The following is a 23218-nucleotide window of genomic DNA, read 5'->3' on the forward strand; positions in this document are numbered from 1 at the left end:
CCTTAGTAAGGGCAACGGGCACCTATATAACCATTGACGAATTCAAAAAAATTTTCGAATACATCGGAGATTTGGTTGAGAAAAAACAAATTAAAAAACTCGTGTTTGATAAAACTAAACTCAGTGTTTTTCATCAACCATCAATGGAATGGTATTTTGTAGAATGGAAAGAAAAGATGTATAGTAAGGGGCTAAAAACACATAGAAAAATTTTGCCTAATGACCCTGTATTTAAGCAAAGTGTAAAAATTGGGCGTGAGCAAATCGCGGAGAAGTATCCAAAAGGAAAGTTTAACCTAATGGATATAGCTTATTCAGCAAATCTGGAAGACGCCATCAATAATTAAATAATGACCAGTGAAGAAATAGAAGCTCTGTTGCACCAGGCAATTGATAAAATCAAACTACTGGAAACAAAGTGTGATAAAAGGGTTGAGGAATTAGAGGCGCGTGTGGTTTATCTTGAGGAGGTTATCTCTTCTCAAAAACACATGTTGGCTGATTCTGTAAAGTACATTCAAAAAATTGAGAAGCTATCTTTAAAAAAAGGAGGACAAAAATAAGTCCTCCTTACTTCTTTAAAGGTAATTCGACTGTTATCGTAGTTCCTATATTTTCAGAACTAACCACATTGATTTTACCCTCCATTAGTTCCACTGCTCTTTTTGATAAATAGAGTCCTAAACCAGATCCTTTGGAGGAATTACTACCTCGAAAAAACATTTTAAATATATCAGATTGTAAGTCGTTCGGAATTCCAATTCCATTGTCTGCAACTTGAATTTTTAAACACTCAGACCTGAAATTAAATCTAACTTCTATACGGGCATTAGATTTGTTTTTAAAATCAATACCATTCTTGATCAGATTGAACAAAATCATCTTAAGGCGTGCTACATCACCAGAAAATTCCCTTTTGTTTTTATCGAATGAAATTTTGACAGAATCATAACCATCTATTTGTTGAAGCTCGTAATTCACTTGCTCCCATAAATCATTAATAGTTATGGTTTCAAAAGCCAAATCGCTTACCAAAGAATTACTGTATAACACCATCATTTGCAAAATATGCTTCATATTATTCGAAGCCATTTTTGCCTTCAATAAATAGTCATTGAGATTACCTTGATCAGTCTCCATAAGCATTAAAAGACCATCTAAAGAGGTGATTGGAGACTTTAAGTCATGACTACTTCTATATACTATCTGCTCTATTTCGTTATTTCGGATGTGTAGCTCTTCGAGTGTCTTCTCAAGATAATCATTCTTCTTGATCATTGCCTCAACAGCAGCCGTTAGCTCTTCGTGTTGTGCCTCTAGCTCCTCATTCCTATCTTCAAGATCACGCTCCCTCTCAGAAAGTAGGTTTTTATAGTTTATTTCTGACTCTGTCATTCGAATTTTATTATACTTATTGTATAACAATCCAAATGCCTTTTGTTTTTATTTAGAGGAGTTAAAAAGATCTGGTCTCCTCTTTTTAGTGCGCTCAACAGCCTGCTCAAAACGCCATTCTTCTATTTTCTTTTCGTGTCCCGACAAAAGAATATCCGGCACCTCTATTCCTTCAAAATTTGCAGGCCTTGTATAAACTGGTGGTGCTACTAAACCGTCTTGAAATGAGTCAGTGAGCGCAGAAGTTTCATCTCCTAATACCCCTGGCAACAACCTGATAACTGCATCAGACACTACAGCGGCAGCCAATTCGCCACCCGATAAAACATAGTCGCCTATGCTAATCTCTCTAGTTATATAGTGCTCTCTAATTCTTTCATCTACACCTTTATAATGCCCGCAAAGAATCATAATATTTCCCTTTAATGACAATTCATTAGCTATGGCCTGGGAAAACTGCTCTCCATCAGGGCTCATATATATAATCTCGTCATATTCACGCTGTTCCTTAAGCGCATTGATGCAGTCAACCACAGGCTGCATCATTAAAACCATACCGGCCCCACCACCGAACGCATAATCATCTACCTTGTGATGCTTATCTTTAGAATAACCTCTAAGGTCATGAACATTCACCTCGACCAACCCTTTAGTTTGGGCTCGCAATAGTATAGAGTCACCAAAAGGGCTCTCCAAAAGCTTAGGAAGGCAGGTTATAATATCAATGTGCATCATCAAGACAAATATACGTCCATCAGCCCTTCGGGCAGATCTACATTCAATATTTTATTCTCATGATCTGCATCATGAACAATGTCATCGTTAATAGGAATAAGGATTTCCGTTCCATTATGGTCAACAGTGATCAGATCCTGCATATTAGACGTGAAAATTCCCATGATTGTTCCTACTTCACCGAGCGTTAGGTCTTTAACTGTATAACCGACCACCTGATGATAATAAAATTTCCCAGGCTCGAGATCAGGTAATGTAGAAAGAGGAAGGAAAACTCTTTTTGCCTTGAGTTCATCCGCAGACGGTCCGTCATCAATATCTTCAAACTTGATGACCGCCTTATCATCCCTTATCTGGATGGATTCAATAAAAAAAGGAACCAGTTTTTGGTTGATTTCAACAAAAACTGATTCCAATTCTGAATATTCTTCAGGAAAATCAACGTCTAATAAAACGCTGACCTCACCTTTGACGCCATGTTTCTTGATAACGTAGCCTAATTGATAGCACGCATCAATATTCATGTCGACTATTCTTCTTTTTTCTCTTCTTCAGCAGGTGCTTCAGGAGTCTCCTCAGCTTTAGCTTCTGGAGCTTCTTCTGTTTTCGCCTCTGGAGTTTCAGCTGGTGCTTCTGCAGCCGGAGCTTCTACTTCAGCAGCTTCTTCTGCCACTTCTTCAGTAGCCTCTGCAGCTGGTGCTTCAGCTTCCTCAGCGCTAGCATTTAATTCTTCAGCTTTCTTTCTTAAAGCTTCAGCTCTAGCCTCTTTAACTTTCTCCTCTGCTTCTTTTCTAGCTTTTGCTTTGCTAGCAGTATCTTTAGCAAGGTTGTCTTTCTTAGCTTCAACTTTAGCTAACTTCTCTTCCTGCCATGCAGCGAATTTCTTATCAGCTTCTTCTTGAGTGATAGCTCCTTTGTTAACACCAACTTGTAAATGCTTCTTGTACATTACTCCTCGGTAAGATAGCATTGCTCTTACAGTATCTGTAGGTTGTGCACCTTTCATTACCCAATCAAAAGCTTTGCCTTCATCCAGCTCTATAAAAGCAGGATTCACATTGGGATTATATCTCCCAATCTTCTCGATAAATTTACCATCTCGTGGTGAGCGGGCATCTGCTACGACTACATCGTAAATTGCCTGACTTTTGCGCCCTCTGCGCGTTAATCTAATTTTTACTGACATTTTTTGTTATATGTTTTAAAATGCGGAACACGTCCGTCTTTAAAATGAGGTGCAAAGATAATGTTTTTTCTGAATTTCAATACCATTACCAATTAAATATCAAGGTGTTATATGCCCTATCTCCTAGATAGAATAGCACCCATGCACACGAAATAGGCTAATTAGCTGATTTACAGTTATATTTGTTTACACGCTTATACAGTTTTTTTATTATATTTCACTTAACTACATTTGTTTTGTAATTGTACAAACACAACCAATGGATAAATATTCCTACATCTCCAATGCTCATGGAAGTTATATAGATGAGCTCTACAAATCTTACCAATCAGATCCTTCCTCCGTTGACGAAACCTGGCAAAAGTTTTTTGAAGGCTTCGAGTTTTCATTACAAAAATACGGTGAAGATGGATTGCCTGGTGAGACTGCTGGTCTTTCTTCCAAAGATACACAAGCAAGGAACCTAATACACGCGTACAGATCACGTGGACATCTTAAGTCGGACACTAACCCTGTTCGTCAGAGACGTGATCATAATGTAAAACTATCCTATAAAGACTTTGGTCTAACAGATGCTGACTTAAATACGGAATTTGAAGTTGGTGCAGAAATAGGAATTGGGAAAGCATCTTTAAAAAAGATCATTGATACACTCGATTCTATATACCTAAAACACATCGGATATGAGTATATGCATATTCGTGATGGCGAGATTTTAGACTGGTTTAAGAAGAAGTGTGAAAAAGAAGGTGTTGATATTAACCCTGAAAACTCTACTAAAAAGAGAATTCTGCTGAAGCTTAATGAAGCGGTTACATTCGAGAACTTCTTGCATACCAAATTCTTGGGTCAGAAAAGATTCTCCTTAGAAGGTGGTGAAAACACTATTCCTGCGCTTGATGGAATTATAAATAAAGCAGCTGAATTTGACGTAAAAGAGGTAGTCATAGGAATGGCGCATAGAGGTCGTTTAAATGTGCTGGCCAATATCATGGGAAAAACCTATGAAGAGATATTTAGTGAATTTGAAGGTACAACTGACCCTGACCTTACCATGGGTGATGGTGATGTTAAATACCATTTGGGATATTCAAGTAAAATAAAAACTCCATCAGATAAAGGCGTTTATGTAAAATTAACACCCAACCCTTCACACCTTGAAGCGGTAGATCCTTTAGTGTTAGGTTATGTTCGTGGCCAGATTGATGACGAATATGATGGAGACCTTAAAAAGGCCTTGTCTGTTTTAATACACGGTGATGCCGCAGTTGCAGGTCAGGGTATTGTTTATGAAATAGTACAGATGTCCGAGCTTCCTGGCTACAGAACCGGAGGAACAATTCACTTTGTAATTAATAACCAGGTTGGTTTCACTACTGATTATGATGATGCAAGATCAAGCATCTACTGTACTGATATTGCCAAAATTATTGATGCTCCAGTTCTTCATGTTAATGGTGATGATCCTGAGGCAGTGGTATTTGCTTCTAATTTAGCTGTTGAATACAATCAAACGTTTGGAAAGGATATTTTCATTGACCTTTTATGCTACAGACGTCATGGGCATAATGAGGCAGACGAGCCTAAGTTTACGCAACCTAAGTTGTATAACCTTATTGCCAAGCATGCTAATCCTAGAGAGATCTATGTAAAAACCTTAACAGAAAGAGGTGACATCAACGAATCTGAAATTGCGAAGATTGAAACTGATTTCAAGAATTTATTACAGGACAGATTAACAGAGGTTAAACAAAAGCCTTTACCGTACAAGCCTCAAAAGATAGAAGAGGAATGGGAGCAGCTAAAAAGAGCGACCACCAAAGACTTTGATAAATCACCAGATTCATCAGTTACCCAGACTACAATAGATAAGGTGGCTACTGCTTTAACCACGTTGCCTAAAGGTTTCAAGCCTTTGAAGCAGATTGACAAGCTAATTAAAGACCGTAAAGCCAATTTCTTTGACAAAAAAGAAATCAACTGGGCAGATGCCGAGCTTTTAGCTTATGGCTCTATTTTGAATGATGGTAAAATAGTGCGTATGTCGGGACAAGATGTTAAAAGAGGAACATTCTCGCACAGACATGCTGTGGTATTTGACGCTAACACCAATGAGTCATATTGCAATATTGATCATATAGATAAAGGTCAGCAGCCTTTTAGAATCTACAACTCCTTACTTTCAGAGTTTGGTGTGTTAGGTTTTGAATATGGCTACGCTATGGCCACGCCAAATGCCCTTGTTATCTGGGAGGCACAGTTTGGTGACTTCGCCAATGGGGCTCAGGTAATGATCGACCAGTTTATAACAAGTGCTGAATCTAAATGGCAGCGAATGAATGGTTTGGTGATGCTACTGCCTCATGGTTATGAAGGTCAGGGTCCGGAGCACTCCAATGCAAGACCAGAAAGGTTTTTACAGCTTGCTGCAGAGGAGAATCTGATTGTAACTAATATTACAACTCCCGCCAACTTCTTCCATATGCTAAGAAGGCAAGTGACCTGGAATTTCAGAAAACCATGCGTTAACTTCTCTCCTAAATCTTTATTGAGACATCCTTTAGTGGTTTCTCCACTGAAAGATTTTACCAAAGGAGGATTTCAGGAAATCATTGGCGATACCTACGCAACTGCCAAGAAGATAAGACGGGTACTGCTATGTACTGGCAAAGTCTACTTTGACTTGTTGGAAGAGCAGCAGGCTAGTAAAACTAAAGATGTGGCTATTGTTAGAATAGAGCAATTGCACCCATTCCCAAGAAAGCAATTTGATGCTTTGATCAAGAAATATGGTGATGCAGAAATTGTATGGGTTCAGGAAGAACCTGAAAATATGGGCTATTGGACCTATTTGTTAAGAATATTAACTGATGTGAAGATGCGTGTGATTTCAAGAAAATCTAGTGCTTCACCAGCTACTGGTTATTCTAAGGTTCACAAAAAAGAGCAGGCTGCTATTGTTGCCAAAGCATTTGAAAAATAAAAAGACTTAATAAACTATTAATAAAATGAGTTTAGACATTAAAGTTCCAGAGGTAGGTGAGTCAATCACCGAAGTGACCATCGCCACATGGCTTAAAAAAGATGGTGACATAGTAGAGCAAGACGAAATTATTGCTGAGTTGGAATCAGACAAAGCCACTTTCGAATTACCAGCAGAAAAAGCCGGTAAGCTTTCTATAAAAGTAGAAGAAGGTGAAACTATTGATATTGGTACTGTCATTTGTTCAATTGATACAGATGCCGCTGGAAGTGCCCCTTCATCAGCACCTGCCGCTTCAAAGGACAGTGAGCCTAAGACTGAAAGTGCCTCTGGTCCTGAAAAAACAGGAGAAATTAAAACCATGATTGTGCCTGCAGTAGGTGAGTCAATTACTGAGGTTACTATCTCTACATGGCTTAAAGAAGATGGTGATTTTGTAGCTCTTGATGAGATCATTGCTGAGGTAGAATCTGACAAAGCAACATTCGAACTGCCTGCAGAGGCCAATGGAATTTTGAAAATCATAGCTCAGGAAGGTGACACCCTTGAAATAGGTGCTAAAATATGCGATATTGAAGTGATGACTGGTGCACCTGCATCTGGCGGAAGTAAAGCTTCTGCGCCAGCAGCTGATACATCTTCAAGCTCAGCTCCTTCAGGAGATACAACCTATGCAACAGGACATGCATCTCCGGCAGCAGCTAAAATATTAAGTGAAAAGGGAATCGATCCAAGTACTATAAAAGGTACAGGAGTGGACGGACGCATAACTAAAGAAGATGCAGAAAAGGCACAAAAATCAGCGCCTGCTGCAAAACCTCAAGCTTCTTCTGATGACTCAGCTGCTCCTGCAATTCCAACCGGAGGAGCAAGAGACGAGCGTAGAGAAAAGATGTCTAGCTTGAGAAGAACAATCTCAAGACGTCTCGTATCTGTGAAAAATGAAACGGCCATGTTAACTACTTTCAACGAAGTAGATATGAAGCCTATCATGGATTTAAGATCAAAATATAAGGAGCAGTTCAAAGAAAAACATGGTGTAGGCTTAGGCTTTATGTCTTTCTTCACCAAAGCCTGCTGCCAGGCATTGTTAGAATGGCCTGCAGTTAATGCCGCAATAGATGGCAATGAAATGGTTTATCATGACTATTGTGATATCTCTATTGCTGTAAGTTCTCCAAAAGGATTGGTTGTACCAGTTATCAGAAATGCAGAGTCACTTGACTTCAAAGGAATAGAAAGCGAAGTAGTTCGTTTGGCTAAAAAAGCCAGAGATGGCAAATTGAGCATTGAAGAGATGCAAGGTGGTACATTCACTATTACCAATGGCGGAATCTTCGGTTCTATGTTGTCTACCCCTATTATCAATGCCCCTCAATCCGCAATTTTAGGAATGCACAACATTGTTGAAAGACCCGTAGCCATTAATGGGCAGGTAGAGGTTAGACCTGTTATGTACTTAGCTCTATCATATGATCACAGAATTATTGATGGTCGTGAGTCAGTAAGCTTCTTAGTAAGAGTAAAACAACTATTGGAGGATCCTTCAAGATTAATGTTGGGAGTTTAGTGATAGTATTTGGTATTTAGTAGTCAGTAGTCAGACTAGGTGCCAAATACGATTTTCCAAAATTCTGACTACTAATTACTAACTACTTTGTACTTAGTACTAAATACTAAAAACTAAAGAAATGCAATACGATGTAACGGTTATTGGTTCAGGCCCTGGTGGATATGTGGCAGCAATAAGATGTGCCCAATTGGGATTTAAAACTGCACTTATAGAAAAGTACAGCACCCTTGGTGGAACTTGTCTAAATGTAGGATGTATTCCGTCAAAGGCACTTTTAGATAGCTCTGAGCATTACTACAATGCCGTAAATCACTTTACTGAACATGGTATAGATATCGCCAAGCCAAAAGTTAATTTCAAGCAAATGATTGAAAGAAAGGCTTCTGTTGTTAAACAGACGTGCGATGGAATTGACTATCTGATGAAAAAGAACAAAATCGATGTTCATCATGGGTTTGGTTCATTTGTAGATAAAAACACTATCAAAATTACTCCTGATAAAGGTGATGCTACACAGATCACCACAGATAAGGTAATCATTGCTACTGGTTCAAAACCTTCGTCTTTACCTTTTGCTAAAATTGACAAGAAGAGGATTATCACTAGTACTGAAGCTTTAGAGCTGAAAGAAATTCCAAAACATCTTATTGTAATTGGTGGGGGAGTTATTGGCATGGAGCTAGGTTCAGTTTATGCCCGAATTGGATCACAAGTTACAGTGGTTGAGTATATGGATAAGATCATCCCAACCATGGATGGTACAATGGCCAAAGAGCTCACCAAAGTAGCTAAAAAGCAAGGTATCGATTGTAAAGTAAGCCACAAGGTAACTGCTATTGAAAATAAAGGTAAAGAGGTAATTGTTAAAGCAGAGAATAAAAAAGGCGAGCAGGTAGAAATCAAAGGTGACTACTGTTTAGTGGCTATTGGAAGACGTCCATACACTGACGGACTGAACCTTGAAGCTGCAGGCCTATCTACTGACGAAAGAGGAAGAATAGCTGTAGACGATCACCTTAAAACTAAAGTTGATAATATCTATGCTATTGGTGATGTTGTTCGCGGAGCCATGTTGGCACACAAAGCTGAAGAGGAAGGAACTATGGTAGCTGAACAGCTAGCTGGTCAAAAACCTCATATCAACTATAAGTTAATTCCGGGAGTAGTTTACACCTGGCCGGAAGTGGCTAGTGTTGGTCACACAGAGGAAGAGTTAAAAGAAAGTGGTGTTGCTTATAAAGTAGGTTCATTTCCATTCAAAGCTTTGGGTAGAGCCAGAGCCAGTATGGATGTTGACGGCCTGGTAAAAGTATTAGCTGATAAAAACACTGATGAGATTTTAGGCATGCACATTATTGGAGCCAGAGCCGCTGATATGATAGCTGCTGGCGTTACAGCCATGGAATATCGTGCTGCAGCAGAAGATGTCTCCAGAATGTCTCATGCGCACCCAACATACATGGAGGCTGTTAAAGAAGCATGCCTTGCAGCAACAGAAAACAGACCGATACACATATAAAAGTATCAAGACATGAGACATAAGATGTAAGATTCATTAGTCTTGCATCTTATGTCTTAAATCCATTGCCTAATGTCTGTAACTCTAATCATCATCATTGTAACAGGATTAATTAGCTTTAACGCTTTCAACAATCCGACGCTAAAAAGCCGATTGATGTTTAATCCCTATATCATAATTAGGGATAAAGAATATCACAGGTTTATTACCTCTGGGTTTATACATGGTGACATGCTGCATTTACTCTTCAACATGTTCGTTTTATACATGTTCGGAACTTATGTAGAGAATATCTTTTTTGCCATCTATGGAACAATGGGCATTGTGTTATATGTCCTTATGTACCTCTTGGGAATTATTGTGTCAGATATACCTTCATTCATTAAACACAAAGATGCTCCTTATTACAATGCGCTTGGAGCATCAGGGGGCGTATCATCACTCCTTTTCAGCTTTATCATTTTCGATCCTACGCAAGATCTCTGTTTATATGGTTTATTATGTTTTCCTGGTTTCATTTGGGGAGCACTCTACATTGTGTATTCCTTTTATATGGGCAAAAAAGGCCATGGGAATATCAACCATGATGCTCACTTATACGGAGGCCTCTTTGGAATTGCATTCACCATCATTGCTGTACCTGGTGTTATTCCAAACTTTATTGAGCAGCTAAGTAATTTCTCACTTTTTTAAGGACTACCGTTCATAACCAAATAAGCTGACCACTTAGAATTCAAATTTTTATTTGATCATAATTTTATAATTTAAGGTTATGATCAGAACTACCCTGCAATTATTCATTGCTGCATTTGTTTTATACTCCTGTGCATCATCAAAAAAAGTAGGCACACCGCTGTCCTACGACCCGCCAGGTTCTACAAATACTAAATCTAAACCCATAACCTATCAGGAAAAAGGGTCATTTACCATTGGTGATGTTACCGCCAATAATGAATTTGATGGTGCAAGGCTCAATGGCTTCTCACAGCTTAATGACTCAGTTTACCGGATCAATATAGAGCCGGAAAATGCTCCTATAAATATGAGCCCGTGGTACTCATTCAAACTAAAGTCAGAAATACCAAAAGAGATTTATATTCATTTAAAATATAAAGATGGCAGACACAGATACTACCCTGATGTAAGCAAGGACGGCATCAAATGGAGCGCTATAGACAGCACTGCTATTACTGTTTGGCCCGAAGATAGTGCTGTGCTTAAATTAAACCTTGACAAAGAATACCTATGGGTATCAGCTCAGGAATTGAGAACATCTTCCTACAATGCTGCTTTTGTCGAAGACATATCAAAGAGTGCTTTAGTAACTAAGCATCTTATAGGCCAAAGTAAAAAGGGTGTGGATATGAATGCCCTTGAAATTGGACTGGGAAAAAAGAAACCTCTTTTGATTGTCATTAGCCGTCAGCACCCACCTGAGGTTACAGGTTATATGGCCATGCAGTCCTTTGTAGGTGAGCTACTTTCAGAATCAGACCTTTCAAAGGAATTCAGAAAGGAATTTGGGATTATTATAGTGCCTATGTTGAATCCAGATGGTGTTGATAACGGTCACTGGCGCCATAATACCGGTGGTGTTGACCTTAACCGCGACTGGCAATTTTATAATCAGCCGGAGATTGATCAATTTCAAAAATACATTCATGAGCGGGTCAAAGAGCTAAATATGAAAGTAGTTCTAGGACTTGATTTTCATTCTACCCATGAGGATTTGCTATATACTTTTAATGAAGAAACTTATTCATCAGAAAAAGGGGTGGTAAAGAAATGGGTGCAGCAATTAAAAGCTGCATTTCCAGATGAGTCAATTACCGAAGAAGATGGCGGTTCTGCTTCACCAGTCTCAAAGAACTGGTTTTTGCAGGAGTTTAAAGCTGAAGGTGTGACCTATGAAGTTGGTGATGATACCCCTAGAGACTTTATTAAAGAAAAAGGCAAAGTCTCAGCTCAACTGTTTATGAAACTTCTTATCGACAAACATCACGAATGAAAAAGCTTTTTTTTACTGCGCTTGTCCTATGGTCATGTCAGAACATTGAGATTATTGACAAGCCCATAACCTTTGATGAGGAACGGAAGGAACTCTCTCTACAGTACATAAAGGATCATTATGGCTTGGAGGTTGAAGAACCCGTTATTGATCCTAAAATAATAGTAATTCACTGGACGGTGATACCGACACTCGAAGAAACTTTCGAAGCTTTCAATCCCTCTGTGCTCCCTTCCACAAGAGCCAATATACAAGCAGCCAGTAGCCTGAATGTTTCTTCACAATTTGTAATTGACCGGGATGGCACTATCTATCAGCTGCTACCAGAAACCACTTTTTCCAGGCATGTGATTGGGCTTAACTACAGTGCCATCGGCATTGAAAACATTGCTAATGGTACTGACCTGCCTTTAACTGAAGCTCAGTTTGAGTCTAACCTTAAATTGGCGAACTATCTTTCTAAAAAGTATGATATCGAATACCTCATTGGTCATGATCAGTATGAAAGCTTCATAGGTCACGAACTATGGCTAGAAAAAGATGCCTCCTATCTAACTGAGAAAGATGATGTTGGTGAAGAATTCATCAACCGGCTACATGATCAATTAAATATAAAACTTAAAAAAGCTCCTCAAAAATGATTCGTTCAATATTATCATTAGTCTTCATTATGATATTTGCTTCCTGCCAACAAGATATTGTAGAAGATGAAAATCTTGTCGAGAATTTAATGAAGACAGACAAAGAGAAGTTTGGTGACATATTGAACAACCCAAACTATGAAGTGCAGATATTATACACACAGATAAATCGTGATTCTGCAAACAATCCTCAATTCAAATCATTCAATTATCAGTTAGATTCTAAACAATACTTCTATCCTGCCAGCACGGTTAAAATGCCTATCGCTTTTCTAGCATTAGAAAAATTAAATGAATTAGGCATTGATGGCTTGACAAAAGAAAGCACTATGTTGACAGACAGTGCTTACAGTGGCCAGAGCCCTGTGGCTACCGATTCTGCATCAGCCAATGGCCTTCCCAGCATTGAGCATTATATCAAAAAGATTTTTGTGGTAAGTGATAATGACGCGTATAACAGGCTTTATGAATTCCTTGGCCCAGAATACATTCATCAGAAACTAACAGAAAAGGGGTTTGATAATACTGTTATCCAACACAGACTATCAATAGCACTTTCAAGAGATGAAAATATGCATACTAATCCAGTACAATTTACAAATGGTGACAGTACAATTTATAGTCAGCCATTAACCAATAGTAATTGGAGTTATACTCCAAAAAATGAAATATTAAAAGGTGTTGGGTACATCAATGGATCGGACAGTTTGGTTAATGAACCCTTTAACTTCACCTATAAAAACTGGATTCCTCTGGCTGATCTTCAGGGCATGCTCCAAGATGTGATGTTTCCAAACTCGGATAGCAAGTTCAATCTAAAAAAAGAAGACTACCGTTTCCTTTACCAATACATGTCTCAGCTACCTAATGAAACATCCTATCCTGATTATAAGGCTGATTCATTACCAGATGGCTATTGCAAATTTTTGATGTATGGTACAAAAGATAAAATACCTGAAAATATCAGAATCTATAACAAGATTGGGCAGGCCTATGGCTATCTGATAGATAATGCTTTAATTATTGATTTTGATAATGGCATAGAATTCTTACTTTCAGCTGTAATTTCAGTCAACAACAATCAGATCTACAATGATGGAGTTTATGAATATGATGAGGTGGGCATGCCTTTCATGGAAAATCTGGGCAGACTGATATATGATTATGAGTTAAAAAGGAAAAGAATATTTCAACCAGATTTATCAAGATTCAGAACTACATATGATCAATAATTTGCCTTTTGATGCAATCGAAGGAACAGCTTGCATCATTACCGGAGGGTTGCTAAATACCATTAAAGCAAAGACAGCCCATGGTTTAATCCGTCAGTCCGATAGATTTAAGATATTGGGCGTCATTGACGAAGTTTCTGCAGGACAAGATGCCGGTGAAGTGCTTGATGGAAACAACAGAGCAATACCCGTTTTTGATAGCATTCTAGCATTGACTCAAAGTACTGATAAACCACAGTATGCGATAATAGGCATGACAGCAAAAGGCGGTATTCTGCCTAAGGAATTTTACCCAACCATTAAAGATTGCCTAAAAATGGGCATTAGTATCATCAATGGATTACATGAAGTGCTGGGTGAGATTGAAGAATTTGCATCAATCACAAAATTGAATGGTGGTAATATTTATGACATAAGAAAGCCCCGGTCTTTCAAAGAGTTGCATTTCTGGACTGGAAAAATCAAAGAAGTAAAAAGCCTGAAAATCGGCCTTTTAGGTACTGATTGTGCCATGGGAAAACGTACATCAAGCAAATTACTTGTCAATGCGTTAATAAAGGAAAATATCAGGGCCCACATGGTTTATACTGGTCAAACTGGTTGGCTACAGGGAGGTAAGTACGGCTTTATTTTCGATGCCACACCTAATGATTTTATCTCTGGCGAATTAGAACATGCCGTGTACGAATGCTGGGAAAATGAAAAGTCTGAAGTCATTATACTTGAAGGGCAGTCTTCACTGCGCAACCCATGCGGACCATGCGGGTCAGAATTCATAATATCGTGTGAGCTGGATGCCGTAGTACTCATGCACGCTCCAGGAAGAAAATATTATAAAGATCTTGTTGAGTATGGAAAGGAAATACCAGATGTATCCAGTGAGCTAGAGCTGCTTAAAATGTATGGGGTAGAGACCATTGCCATTGGAATAAACACCATGGGGTTAACTAAAGAACAGGCCCTGGAGGCAAAAGAAGAAATAAGTAAAGAAACAGGGTTGCCAGTCATTCTTCCTCTTGATGATGGCATGTCAACAATTGTGGAGATTATAAAACAGCGATTGAAATGAAAATTAAAAACATCAACGTTTACCTCAAAGATTTAGGTAACAGCCGACCTTACAAGATTGCTTTTAAAACTGTAAGCGTTGTCAATAATGCGATCGTTGAAATTGAACTTGAAAATGGTATAGTTGGCAGAGGTTCAGGAAATCCTAGTGAATATGTTGTGAAAGAGAACCTTACTTCAACAATGGAAGAATTGAATAAGGTTGACTTCATTGTTGGCAGAGATATCCGACAGTTTTATAGTATTCTTAATGACATTCAGGAGAAGCTGCCAAAAAACCCAGCTGCCAGAGCGGCATTGGACATAGCCGTACATGATGCATTCACTCAATACCTCGATATTCCACTGGCATCATTTCTCGGTCAAAAAATTAAATCACTTCCTACCTCTATTACCATTGGTATTAAAAACGTAGCTGACACACTTGAAGAGGCTAAAGAATATTATGGTATGGGGTTTAGAATTTTGAAAGTGAAAACCGGTGATGATGTAGATGTGGATATTGCTCGAATGAAGAAGCTCCGTGAAGTATATAAAGATGAATTTCTGATTCGTGTAGATGCTAATCAAGGATACAGTGTTGCTGACCTTACCAAGTTCTTTAAAGAAACTGCCGCTGATAACATTGAGTTTATTGAACAGCCCATCGCTGCTAAGGCTATTGCTGAATTCAAGAACTTACCAGATAACATCAAGCAGGTGATTGCGATGGATGAAAGCTTGATTAATCCTAAGGATGCATTTGTCCTGGCCTCGCCTCCTGCCGCTGGTAGCATTTTTAATATCAAACTCATGAAATCAGGGGGAATCTACCCGGCAAGGCAAATCGCTACAATAGCTGAAGCATCAGATACAACATTGATGTGGGGCTGTAACAATGAATCTGCAATTAGCATCAGTGCTGCATTGCATACTGCATTAAGTTATACTAATACTAAATATCTTGATTTGGATGGTAATCTTGACCTTGTTGAAGATGTGGTATCTGGTGGGTTTGAAATCAAAGATGGCTGGATGACATTAACCGGCAAGAGTGGCCTTGGTGTAACAGGCCATTAACTAACGGTTTAGCATAAAAAAAGCCTTCTGAAAATTATCAGAAGGCTTTTTTGTTAAGTTATCTGAAACTTAAGCTTCAGCAATCTCTTCCACAGATACAAAAGATCTGTTGTTTCTTCCTTTTTTGAAAGTTACGATACCAGTTTTCAAAGCAAACAAAGTATGATCTTTACCCATTCCCACGTTAGTACCTGGGTGATGAGCTGTTCCTCTTTGTCTTACAATGATATTACCTGCGATGGCAGCCTGGCCGCCAAATATCTTAACTCCAAGTCGTTTACTTTCCGACTCTCTACCGTTTTTCGAACTACCCGCTCCTTTTTTGTGTGCCATGTTGTTCTCTTATTTAGAAATACCTTCGATTAAAACTTTAGTAAAATCTTGTCTGTGACCATTTCTTTTCTTGTAGCCTTTTCTTCTCTTCTTTTTGAAGACAACTACTTTGTCACCTTTTACGTGTCCAAGAATTTTTCCTGAAACCTTGGCGCCCTTAACTAATGGTGCACCAACTTCGACTTTTCCGTCATTGTCTACCAATAACACTTTGTCGAATTCTACGGAAGCGCCTTCTTCGCCTGCCATTAACGGGGCATAAACGAACTGGTCTTGCGTTACTTTGAACTGCTTTCCGGCTATGTCAACTATTGCGTACATTTAACTTACTTTTTAAAAATAGGACTGCAAAGATAATTTAATACTGGTAATTATCAAATGTATTACTGCAAAATAGTTAAACCTTCATATTTTGCCATTCTGCTTGCATTTTGTTCGTTTTTAATCATTTGCTTGCTTCGCTTGCAACATTTGCTTGTATTGCTTGATTTTATAATTTATCTTCGCTAGCAATACAAAATAACACATAAATAGCCTAAATGAAGTTTAATGTTCCAGAAAAGTATGCCGACCTCTACATCAAGGCATTAACTGAGCGAAAGGGTCAATTAGAGAACAGAATCGAGGAATTTAAGCGTGAAATTCTAGAAATAGAAAACCACATCAGCAACCTCACCAGTATGCCCATATTTAGTGAGAATCACGACTATTCTGAGTTCGATAAGAAGAACTTCGCCTATAGCAAAAACTGGCCCTGGACACGTAAAATCGCCTATTATCAGGACTTTATCGGTAAGCTTATTACTTCAAATGAGGCCGTTGACTACATTATAGAAAACGAACCAGACTTGGATAAAATGAAGGTAAGGAGCTCAGTTTCAGCAGCTCTATCTAACGGAACTCGCTCAGGAAAGTACACTAAGTACGATGATCCTACCAGTTCTGGCACCTATTACGCCCCTTCAGAATGGTATGACAAAACGGGCAATCCCCTGATAGAATACCTCCCTCAGGACCTTAAAACAAGACTGTTTAAACAACCAGAATAATGTAAGATTCTATCCACACTCAGGTGTTGATATTGCTTGCCCGTGTGGAAAACTTTTCGATAAATTTTTATCTGCATTTGCGGCCAATTTAGGGCTAAGTCATAATTAAAATTACACATCTAATTAATTGATATACAGTTAATTATATGCATTCAATAAAGCCTTCTTCACTTGCTTACTCCTACTTTGATTTTATGTGTGGTTTATCAATATTTGTGTGACCTATTGGCAGATACAGAAAACCAATAGCGACTCACAGTCCTAGTGTAACTTTTTGAGTCGAATTCAATAAAAACCTAAGAGACAGCATATCGCAGTTAAAACGCATCTGAGCTCTTAAATAAATTTTAAAGTAAAAACCTGAGAGAGAAATGAGTGAAACAGCCGTTGGTACAGAACCTATCTTACAAGAAAACAATAGTCGATTTGTACTATTTCCCATTAAGCATGATGACATATGGGAGTATTATAAGAAAGCTGAAGCCAGCTTTTGGACTGCTGAAGAAATAGATCTTGGACAAGATCTTAAAGATTGGGAAAATCTTACTGACAATGAGCGTCACTTTATATCGCATGTGTTAGCATTCTTCGCTGCCAGTGATGGTATCGTAAATGAAAACCTTGCCGAGCATTTCGTTTCTGAGGTTCAATATACAGAGGCTAAATTCTTCTATGGTTTTCAAATTGCCATGGAGAACATCCACTCTGAAACATACTCTTTATTGATCGATACTTATGTAAAAGACAACGCTCAAAAGGACAAACTTTTCAACGCCATAGAAACTATGGACTGTGTGAAGAGAAAGGCAGATTGGGCTTTACGTTGGATTGATGAAGGTAATTTTCAGGAAAGATTGATTGCTTTTGCTGCAGTTGAAGGCATCTTCTTCTCTGGTAGCTTTTGCTCTATATTCTGGTTAAAGAAAAGAGGCTTAATGCCAGGGTTAACTTTTTCCAATGAATTGATATCACGTGATGAAGGACTTCACTGTGATTTTGCTTGTTTGTTATATAACAACCATGTTGAGAACAAACTTCCTGAAGAAACTATTATCGGCATGATTCAAGATGCCGTGTCTATAGAAAAGGATTTTGTAACTGATGCTCTACCTGTAAACCTTATCGGGATGAATGCTGAGTTGATGTGTCAATATATTGAATTTGTAGCTGATAGATTATTGAATGAATTGATAGGAAAGAAAATCTACGGAGCTTCTAATCCATTTGATTTTATGGAAATGATCTCACTACAAGGTAAAACCAATTTTTTTGAAAAGAGAGTAGGTGATTATCAGAAAGCCGGTGTGATGAAGGGTAACGATGATAGTCCTAAATTCTCTTTAGATGAAGATTTTTAATTTTTTAAACTTTTTTAATAACCTCCAAATCACCCCAAAGTTATGTTAGTAGTTAAAAGAGACGGAAGAAGGGAGTCCGTTAAGTTCGACAAGATCACCTCCCGAATAGAGAAATTATGCTATGGCCTTGATATGAATTATATCGAGCCTATAGATATTGCCAAAAAGGTAATTAATGGTATTTATGATGGTGTTACCACGGTAGAGTTGGATAACCTGGCTGCTGAAACTACAGCCTCCCTGACTACCAAGCACCCGGATTTTGCCAAGCTGGCTGCCCGTATTGCTATCTCTAACCTCCACAAGGTTACGAGCAAGTCATTCAGCAATACCATGAAAAGACTTTACACTTATGTAGATCCTAAAACAGGAGAGAACGCACCGTTAATTTCGAAAGAGGTTTATGGGGTTATTAAGAAAAACGCTGCGTTATTGGATTCATCTATCATTTATGATAGGGATTTTAGCTACGACTACTTTGGGTTTAAAACATTAGAGCGCTCTTACCTGATGAAAGCTGATGGTAAGATTGTAGAAAGACCACAACACCTATTAATGCGTGTGGCTGTTGGTATCCATCAAGATGATATGGCCGCAGCGATAGAAACTTACAACCTTCTTTCTGAGAAGTGGTTTACTCACGCTACTCCTACTTTATTTAACGCTGGTACTCCTAAACCACAACTTTCATCTTGCTTCTTATTGACCATGCAGGATGACAGCATCGATGGTATTTATGATACATTAAAGCAGTGTGCTAAAATATCTCAGTCTGCTGGGGGTATTGGTCTTAGTATCCATAATGTAAGAGCTACAGGTTCTTATATTAAAGGAACAGGTGGCGTATCTAACGGTATCGTGCCAATGCTTAGAAACTTTGATATGACCGCTCGTTATGTTGATCAGGGTGGTGGTAAAAGAAAAGGTAGCTTCGCTATCTATCTTGAGCCTTGGCATGCTGATATCTTCGCATTCCTTGATCTGAAAAAGAACCACGGTAAAGAAGAGCTTAGAGCAAGAGACTTATTCTACGCAATGTGGCTTTCTGATCTATTCATGAAGCGTGTTGAGAATAACGAAATGTGGTCTCTATTCTGCCCTAATGAGTGTCCGGGATTATCTGACGCTTATGGTGATGAATTTGAGAAGCTATATGCTAAGTACGAGAACGAAGGCAAATACAGAAAGCAGGTAAAAGCTCAGGACCTTTGGTTTGAAATATTAGAAGCGCAAATAGAAACTGGTACGCCTTACATCTTATATAAAGATGCGGCTAACAAGAAGTCTAACCAGAAAAACTTAGGTACCATAAAGTCTAGTAACTTGTGTACTGAGATAATGGAGTACACTTCTCCTGAGGAAGTAGCGGTTTGTAACCTTGCTTCTATCGCATTGCCGATGTTTGTTACTGAAGAAGGAACTTTTGATCATCAGAAGCTTCATGACATCACTAAGGTGATCACCAAAAACCTTAACAAGGTAATAGACATCAACTACTACCCTGTAAAAGAGGCTGAAACATCTAACATGCGTCACAGACCTATTGGTATAGGTGTACAAGGATTAGCAGATGCGTTTTTGTTGCTAAAAATGCCTTTTGAGTCTGATGAAGCTAAAGGATTGAATACAGATATTCATGAAACTATCTACCACGCAGCCATGGAAGCTTCTATGGAGCTGGCTACTAAAGATGGACCTTATGAGACTTTCAAAGGATCTCCGGTATCTAAAGGTATCTTCCAGTTTGACATGTGGGGTGTAACACCTAAGTCTGGAAGATGGGACTGGGATAGCCTGAAAAAAGAGGTGAAGAAGAACGGAGTAAGAAACTCATTACTATTGGCTCCTATGCCTACCGCTTCTACTTCTCAGATATTGGGTAACAATGAGTGCTTCGAGCCTTATACTTCTAATATCTATACAAGAAGAACATTGTCTGGTGAGTTTATTATCGCCAACAAACATTTAATGAGAGATCTTATTGAATTAGGACTTTGGAATGACACCATGAAGAACAAGCTTATAGAAGCTAATGGTTCTGTTCAGAACATTCCTGAGATCCCTCAACATATTAAAGACCTGTACAAAACTGTTTGGGAAATTTCTCAGAAGTCAATTATCGATATGTCTGCTGATAGAGGCGCTTATATCTGCCAAAGCCAGAGCTTGAACATCCACATTCAGGATCCTAATTTTGGTAAGCTGACTTCAATGCACTTTTATGCATGGAAGAAAGGCCTTAAAACAGGTATGTACTACTTAAGATCTAAAGCGGCAACCAGTGCTATCCAGTTTACTGTTGAGAAAACTGCTAAAGCACAACCTGCTGCAGCTAACGCTGATGCTTCTCAAGCTGATCTTGCACAAAAACAAGCGGATATGGTTTGTTCTCTGGACAACCCTGACGAGTGCGAGGCTTGCGGAAGTTGATTCTTTTTAATTGCTAGTTTAGTTTGATAAACCCTGATTTGGTTTCGACCGAGTCAGGGTTTTTTTATTCAGTGCGAAAAATTTTAACTATAATTTAGAATATACATTACAGACCATAACAAACACTTTGTATTTGCTCTAATCAATATCAGATGGATAAAAAGAAGCCTATTAAAGATAAACTTCAAGAAGTTAGTACAAATTCAAACCAGACTTTATCGTTGACCTTGAATTTCGAAAAAGCTCGCCAATTTGCCCATTTTATAAGAGCCAAAGAGGACCTAAATTATGTAATTGAATGCTGTGAACTGCTACATGAAATAGAATCTAAGAAAAGTTTTAAAGAGGGAAATTTAAGTAATCATGATAGATTGACCAGACAAAGCCTGTATTTCTCATTGATTTTCACATATGCAAAATGTTTTGCGGACAATAGCAGAGGAAAGACGACTGGAAAACTAGAAAAAAGGGATCACCTAAAAGGAGCAGGAGATGACACTCTGAACATTCATGATGAATTGATTGAAATCAGACATAATTATCTAGCTCATGGAACTGAAAATTCTAATGAATACATAGTAGCCAAATTGTACTTTTACCCAACTGAAGATGAGTATACAATATCTACTAAGCTTGGTTATGAAGGACTTAGGGCCTTCTCCTCTTCGATTGAAAATCTTGTTAAAATAAAAGAATTAGCAGAAATTGTCATTGGCAACCTTAACAAGAAATTAGAAAAACTGAAAAAAGCAGTTATGGATGAAATAAGTAAAGAACCAATCGAAAATTGGGTTCTAAAAGCTGCAAAAGAAGTCCAGGCTACTACTGGCAATATAGAATAATAGGATATGCGACCAGAAATGTTAGACTCATTTTATAGCCATACAAAAGAGCAATAATTATCTAAATTCAAAAAGAAACCTGCTCTTTCACTATTTGAGCTATGCTTTTTCCGTCACCTTTTGACAAAAGCTCAATTTCATCTTCTGGTTTTATAATGCCCTCCTCAAGAACTTTCAGATAGAAGCCAAACTTCTGACTCTTATAGAAATAAGACGTCATTTTAGGATCATCAAACTTAACCCCTAACTTAAAACATGGGGATCGGGGCTGCGTCACTTGCATAACTACAGTGCCAATTTTATAGATATCCTCAATATTTATTTCGCTTTCCTGAAGTCCTGAAATGGTCAGATTTTCTCCAAAAGCTCCATAGCTGTATTCAAATTGAGGGTAATGCTCTTTCCACCATTTATAATACTCATATGAATAGGCATAGACTGCCTTATACACACCACCATGCACATTAAGATCAGACTGTGTGTCTCCTTCAATTCCAAGTTGACCTACCGATACTGGTCCATCTACAGGCTTCTTAAATATGCTGGTAGTTACCAACCGGCCACCATACCTAACTGTAGCTGGTTGGCCGGCCTGAATAGAAAGCACCTTCCCCATGATCATGCTAAATTCGCCTTGTTAAAACCAACGGTATCTCTATACATCTGGGGTGAAACATCAGTATAGTTTTTAAAAAACCTGCTGAAATAGTATTCATCTTTATAGCCAAGTTCCAAAGCAATATGTTTTACCTGCTTGCCGGTCAAATACAGTTCCCGCTTGGCCTCGATTATGATCCGTTCAGAAATTAGATCTGTCACTGTTTTATTAAAGTGCTTCTTAGTGGCCTTGGCCAATGCCTTAGGAGATATATTTAGCATCTCGGCATATTCACCAGCCGAATGTTTATCTCTAAAATGCTCTTCAATATGCTGCTTTAAATTCTTTAAAATATACGGCTCAGAATCAACCGCTTCCTTTATCTCTTGTGAATCAGGCATCTCCGCCACCTTTTTTCTGGAGGCATTTATTAAAAGAATCTTCAAATAAGAGACAAGCAATTCGTATTGGGCCAGCTTTCCATTAAGCATTTCTTCTTTAATCTGCCCTAGTACTGTTTCCATCTTATCTAAGCTAGACTGGTCTAAATCCAAAATTGGAGATTCGTAAATATTATTAAACAAAACACCATTGCAGGCCACCGCTTCATGATGCTTATGAATGCAAAAAAAGTCAGGATGAAAATTAAGTACGATGCCCTTTACTTTCCCCGGACTAGAGATCATAAACGGCTGATATGGGGCAAAGGCCATCAGGCAATTCGCTTTCCATGGAAACTCTGAGAAGTCGGCCTTTACGGTTCCCTCGCCTTCATCCAACCAAATCAGTGAATAGTAATTAAGCCTTTGAACATGATCAAACCGGCTCAAATCCTGAAATGAAAATAGCTTAAGCGCAAGGTTGTCGGTTTGCTTATCAACCAATGTTAGATTGTCCTCAATATTCAACACTATTCAGTCATTTTAAAGTTTACGTTCACTTTCATCAATTGCCAGGTCATTAATGCTTGCAAAGCGCTTTCGCATCAATCCATTTTCATCGAACTCCCATAGCTCATTTCCATAGGCTCTGAACCACTGCCCACTAGAATTACGGAATTCATACTCAAATTGTACGGCCATTCTATTTTCACGAAAGCCCCACAACTCCTTTTTCAATTTATAGTCAAATTCCTTTTGCCATTTACGATAAAGAAAGGCTTTCACCTCGTCTCTCCCGCGCAAAAATTCATTGCGATTTCGCCACTCT

At 38.4% G+C, this 23218-nt stretch carries 24 protein-coding genes; 15 read left to right on the forward strand and 9 right to left on the reverse strand.

Annotation, left to right across the window (positions count from 1 at the left end):
- Positions 1-347 (forward strand): hypothetical protein (locus tag E1140_RS21475; RefSeq protein ID WP_185153529.1); only part of this gene is annotated, 347 nt, incomplete at its 5' end.
- Positions 348-350: 3 nt separating this feature from the next.
- The gene (locus E1140_RS10740; protein ID WP_155183057.1) at positions 351-563 is read left to right on the forward strand and encodes a hypothetical protein; all 213 of its coding nucleotides are present in this window, start codon (positions 351-353) and stop codon (positions 561-563) included.
- 7 nt (positions 564-570) lie between these two features.
- Here E1140_RS10740 and E1140_RS10745 read toward each other — a convergent pair whose 3' ends face one another.
- Genes E1140_RS10745 through E1140_RS10760 form a run of 4 tightly spaced genes read right to left on the reverse strand, consistent with a single transcriptional unit; the run spans position 571 to position 3316 of the window.
- Positions 571-1395 (reverse strand): sensor histidine kinase, encoded by an 825-nt coding sequence (locus E1140_RS10745; RefSeq protein WP_155183060.1) that lies wholly within the window; start codon positions 1393-1395, stop codon positions 571-573.
- Between the two features lie 48 nt (positions 1396-1443).
- Positions 1444-2127, reverse strand: coding sequence for a tRNA (guanosine(37)-N1)-methyltransferase TrmD (gene trmD, locus E1140_RS10750; RefSeq protein WP_155183104.1), 684 nt, complete (start codon positions 2125-2127; stop codon positions 1444-1446).
- 2 nt (positions 2128-2129) lie between these two features.
- Positions 2130-2654: a ribosome maturation factor RimM gene (gene rimM, locus E1140_RS10755; RefSeq protein ID WP_155183063.1), complete on the reverse strand. Its 525-nt coding sequence runs from the start codon at positions 2652-2654 to the stop codon at positions 2130-2132.
- Between the two features lie 5 nt (positions 2655-2659).
- Complete coding sequence (locus E1140_RS10760) at positions 2660-3316, reverse strand: 30S ribosomal protein S16 (RefSeq protein WP_155183068.1); 657 nt, start codon at positions 3314-3316, stop codon at positions 2660-2662.
- Between the two features lie 259 nt (positions 3317-3575).
- Between E1140_RS10760 and E1140_RS10765 the strand changes: the two genes are divergently transcribed.
- The 9 genes from E1140_RS10765 (at position 3576) to E1140_RS10805 (ending at position 15399) form a co-directional block, all read left to right on the forward strand.
- Complete coding sequence (locus E1140_RS10765) at positions 3576-6299, forward strand: 2-oxoglutarate dehydrogenase E1 component (RefSeq protein ID WP_155183071.1); 2724 nt, start codon at positions 3576-3578, stop codon at positions 6297-6299.
- A gap of 25 nt (positions 6300-6324) precedes the next feature.
- Entirely contained in the window at positions 6325-7869 is a 1545-nt protein-coding gene (gene odhB, locus E1140_RS10770; protein ID WP_155183073.1) for a 2-oxoglutarate dehydrogenase complex dihydrolipoyllysine-residue succinyltransferase, read from the forward strand.
- A 121-nt stretch (positions 7870-7990) separates the two neighbouring features.
- Complete coding sequence (lpdA, locus tag E1140_RS10775; RefSeq protein WP_155183075.1) at positions 7991-9391, forward strand: dihydrolipoyl dehydrogenase; 1401 nt, start codon at positions 7991-7993, stop codon at positions 9389-9391.
- Between the two features lie 72 nt (positions 9392-9463).
- A complete protein-coding gene (locus tag E1140_RS10780) occupies positions 9464-10084 on the forward strand; it encodes a rhomboid family intramembrane serine protease (RefSeq protein ID WP_155183077.1) in 621 nt (206 codons plus the stop codon).
- 79 nt (positions 10085-10163) lie between these two features.
- Positions 10164-11399, forward strand: coding sequence for a M14 family metallopeptidase (locus E1140_RS10785; RefSeq protein WP_155183079.1), 1236 nt, complete (start codon positions 10164-10166; stop codon positions 11397-11399).
- Positions 11396-12040, forward strand: a complete 645-nt coding sequence (locus E1140_RS10790) for a peptidoglycan recognition protein family protein (protein ID WP_155183081.1) — start codon at positions 11396-11398, stop codon at positions 12038-12040. Before E1140_RS10785 ends, E1140_RS10790 begins: the two co-directional genes overlap by 4 nt.
- Positions 12037-13272: a serine hydrolase gene (locus tag E1140_RS10795; RefSeq protein WP_246202816.1), complete on the forward strand. Its 1236-nt coding sequence runs from the start codon at positions 12037-12039 to the stop codon at positions 13270-13272. The genes E1140_RS10790 and E1140_RS10795 overlap by 4 nt, the downstream gene beginning before the upstream one ends.
- Positions 13262-14341 carry an N-acetyltransferase DgcN family protein gene (locus E1140_RS10800; protein ID WP_155183083.1) on the forward strand — a complete coding sequence of 360 codons (1080 nt, stop codon included), beginning with the start codon at positions 13262-13264 and terminating at the stop codon, positions 14339-14341. Before E1140_RS10795 ends, E1140_RS10800 begins: the two co-directional genes overlap by 11 nt.
- Positions 14338-15399, forward strand: a complete 1062-nt coding sequence (locus tag E1140_RS10805) for a mandelate racemase/muconate lactonizing enzyme family protein (RefSeq protein WP_155183085.1) — start codon at positions 14338-14340, stop codon at positions 15397-15399. Before E1140_RS10800 ends, E1140_RS10805 begins: the two co-directional genes overlap by 4 nt.
- Positions 15400-15468: 69 nt before the next feature.
- On the opposite strand, the gene rpmA is transcribed toward E1140_RS10805, so the two are convergent.
- Both rpmA and rplU read right to left on the reverse strand, forming a co-directional pair.
- Positions 15469-15732: a 50S ribosomal protein L27 gene (gene rpmA / locus E1140_RS10810; protein WP_155183087.1), complete on the reverse strand. Its 264-nt coding sequence runs from the start codon at positions 15730-15732 to the stop codon at positions 15469-15471.
- 9 nt (positions 15733-15741) lie between these two features.
- Entirely contained in the window at positions 15742-16053 is a 312-nt protein-coding gene (gene rplU, locus E1140_RS10815; protein WP_155183089.1) for a 50S ribosomal protein L21, read from the reverse strand.
- A 218-nt stretch (positions 16054-16271) separates the two neighbouring features.
- Here rplU and E1140_RS10820 point away from each other — a divergent pair, with 218 nt between their 5' ends.
- The 4 genes from E1140_RS10820 to E1140_RS10835 all read left to right on the forward strand — a co-directional run bounded on the left by E1140_RS10820 (position 16272) and on the right by E1140_RS10835 (position 21411).
- The gene (locus tag E1140_RS10820; RefSeq protein WP_155183091.1) at positions 16272-16781 is read left to right on the forward strand and encodes a hypothetical protein; all 510 of its coding nucleotides are present in this window, start codon (positions 16272-16274) and stop codon (positions 16779-16781) included.
- Between the two features lie 371 nt (positions 16782-17152).
- Positions 17153-18139, forward strand: a complete 987-nt coding sequence (locus tag E1140_RS10825) for a ribonucleotide-diphosphate reductase subunit beta (protein WP_155183094.1) — start codon at positions 17153-17155, stop codon at positions 18137-18139.
- A 42-nt stretch (positions 18140-18181) separates the two neighbouring features.
- Positions 18182-20569 (forward strand): ribonucleoside-diphosphate reductase subunit alpha, encoded by a 2388-nt coding sequence (locus tag E1140_RS10830; RefSeq protein WP_155183096.1) that lies wholly within the window; start codon positions 18182-18184, stop codon positions 20567-20569.
- A gap of 152 nt (positions 20570-20721) precedes the next feature.
- Positions 20722-21411 carry a hypothetical protein gene (locus tag E1140_RS10835; RefSeq protein ID WP_155183098.1) on the forward strand — a complete coding sequence of 230 codons (690 nt, stop codon included), beginning with the start codon at positions 20722-20724 and terminating at the stop codon, positions 21409-21411.
- Between the two features lie 67 nt (positions 21412-21478).
- Here the strand turns inward: E1140_RS10835 and E1140_RS10840 are convergent, their stop codons facing one another.
- The 3 genes from E1140_RS10840 to E1140_RS10850 form a co-directional block, all read right to left on the reverse strand.
- Positions 21479-22033 (reverse strand): MOSC domain-containing protein, encoded by a 555-nt coding sequence (locus E1140_RS10840; protein WP_155183100.1) that lies wholly within the window; start codon positions 22031-22033, stop codon positions 21479-21481.
- Complete coding sequence (locus E1140_RS10845; RefSeq protein ID WP_343034225.1) at positions 22030-22920, reverse strand: helix-turn-helix domain-containing protein; 891 nt, start codon at positions 22918-22920, stop codon at positions 22030-22032. Before E1140_RS10845 ends, E1140_RS10840 begins: the two co-directional genes overlap by 4 nt.
- Before the next feature lie 12 nt (positions 22921-22932).
- On the reverse strand, positions 22933-23218 hold a 286-nt coding region (locus tag E1140_RS10850; RefSeq protein ID WP_155183102.1), incomplete at its 5' end, for a DUF1348 family protein.

This window comes from Fulvivirga lutimaris (assembly GCF_009711525.1).
Taxonomy (GTDB): domain Bacteria; phylum Bacteroidota; class Bacteroidia; order Cytophagales; family Cyclobacteriaceae; genus Fulvivirga; species Fulvivirga lutimaris.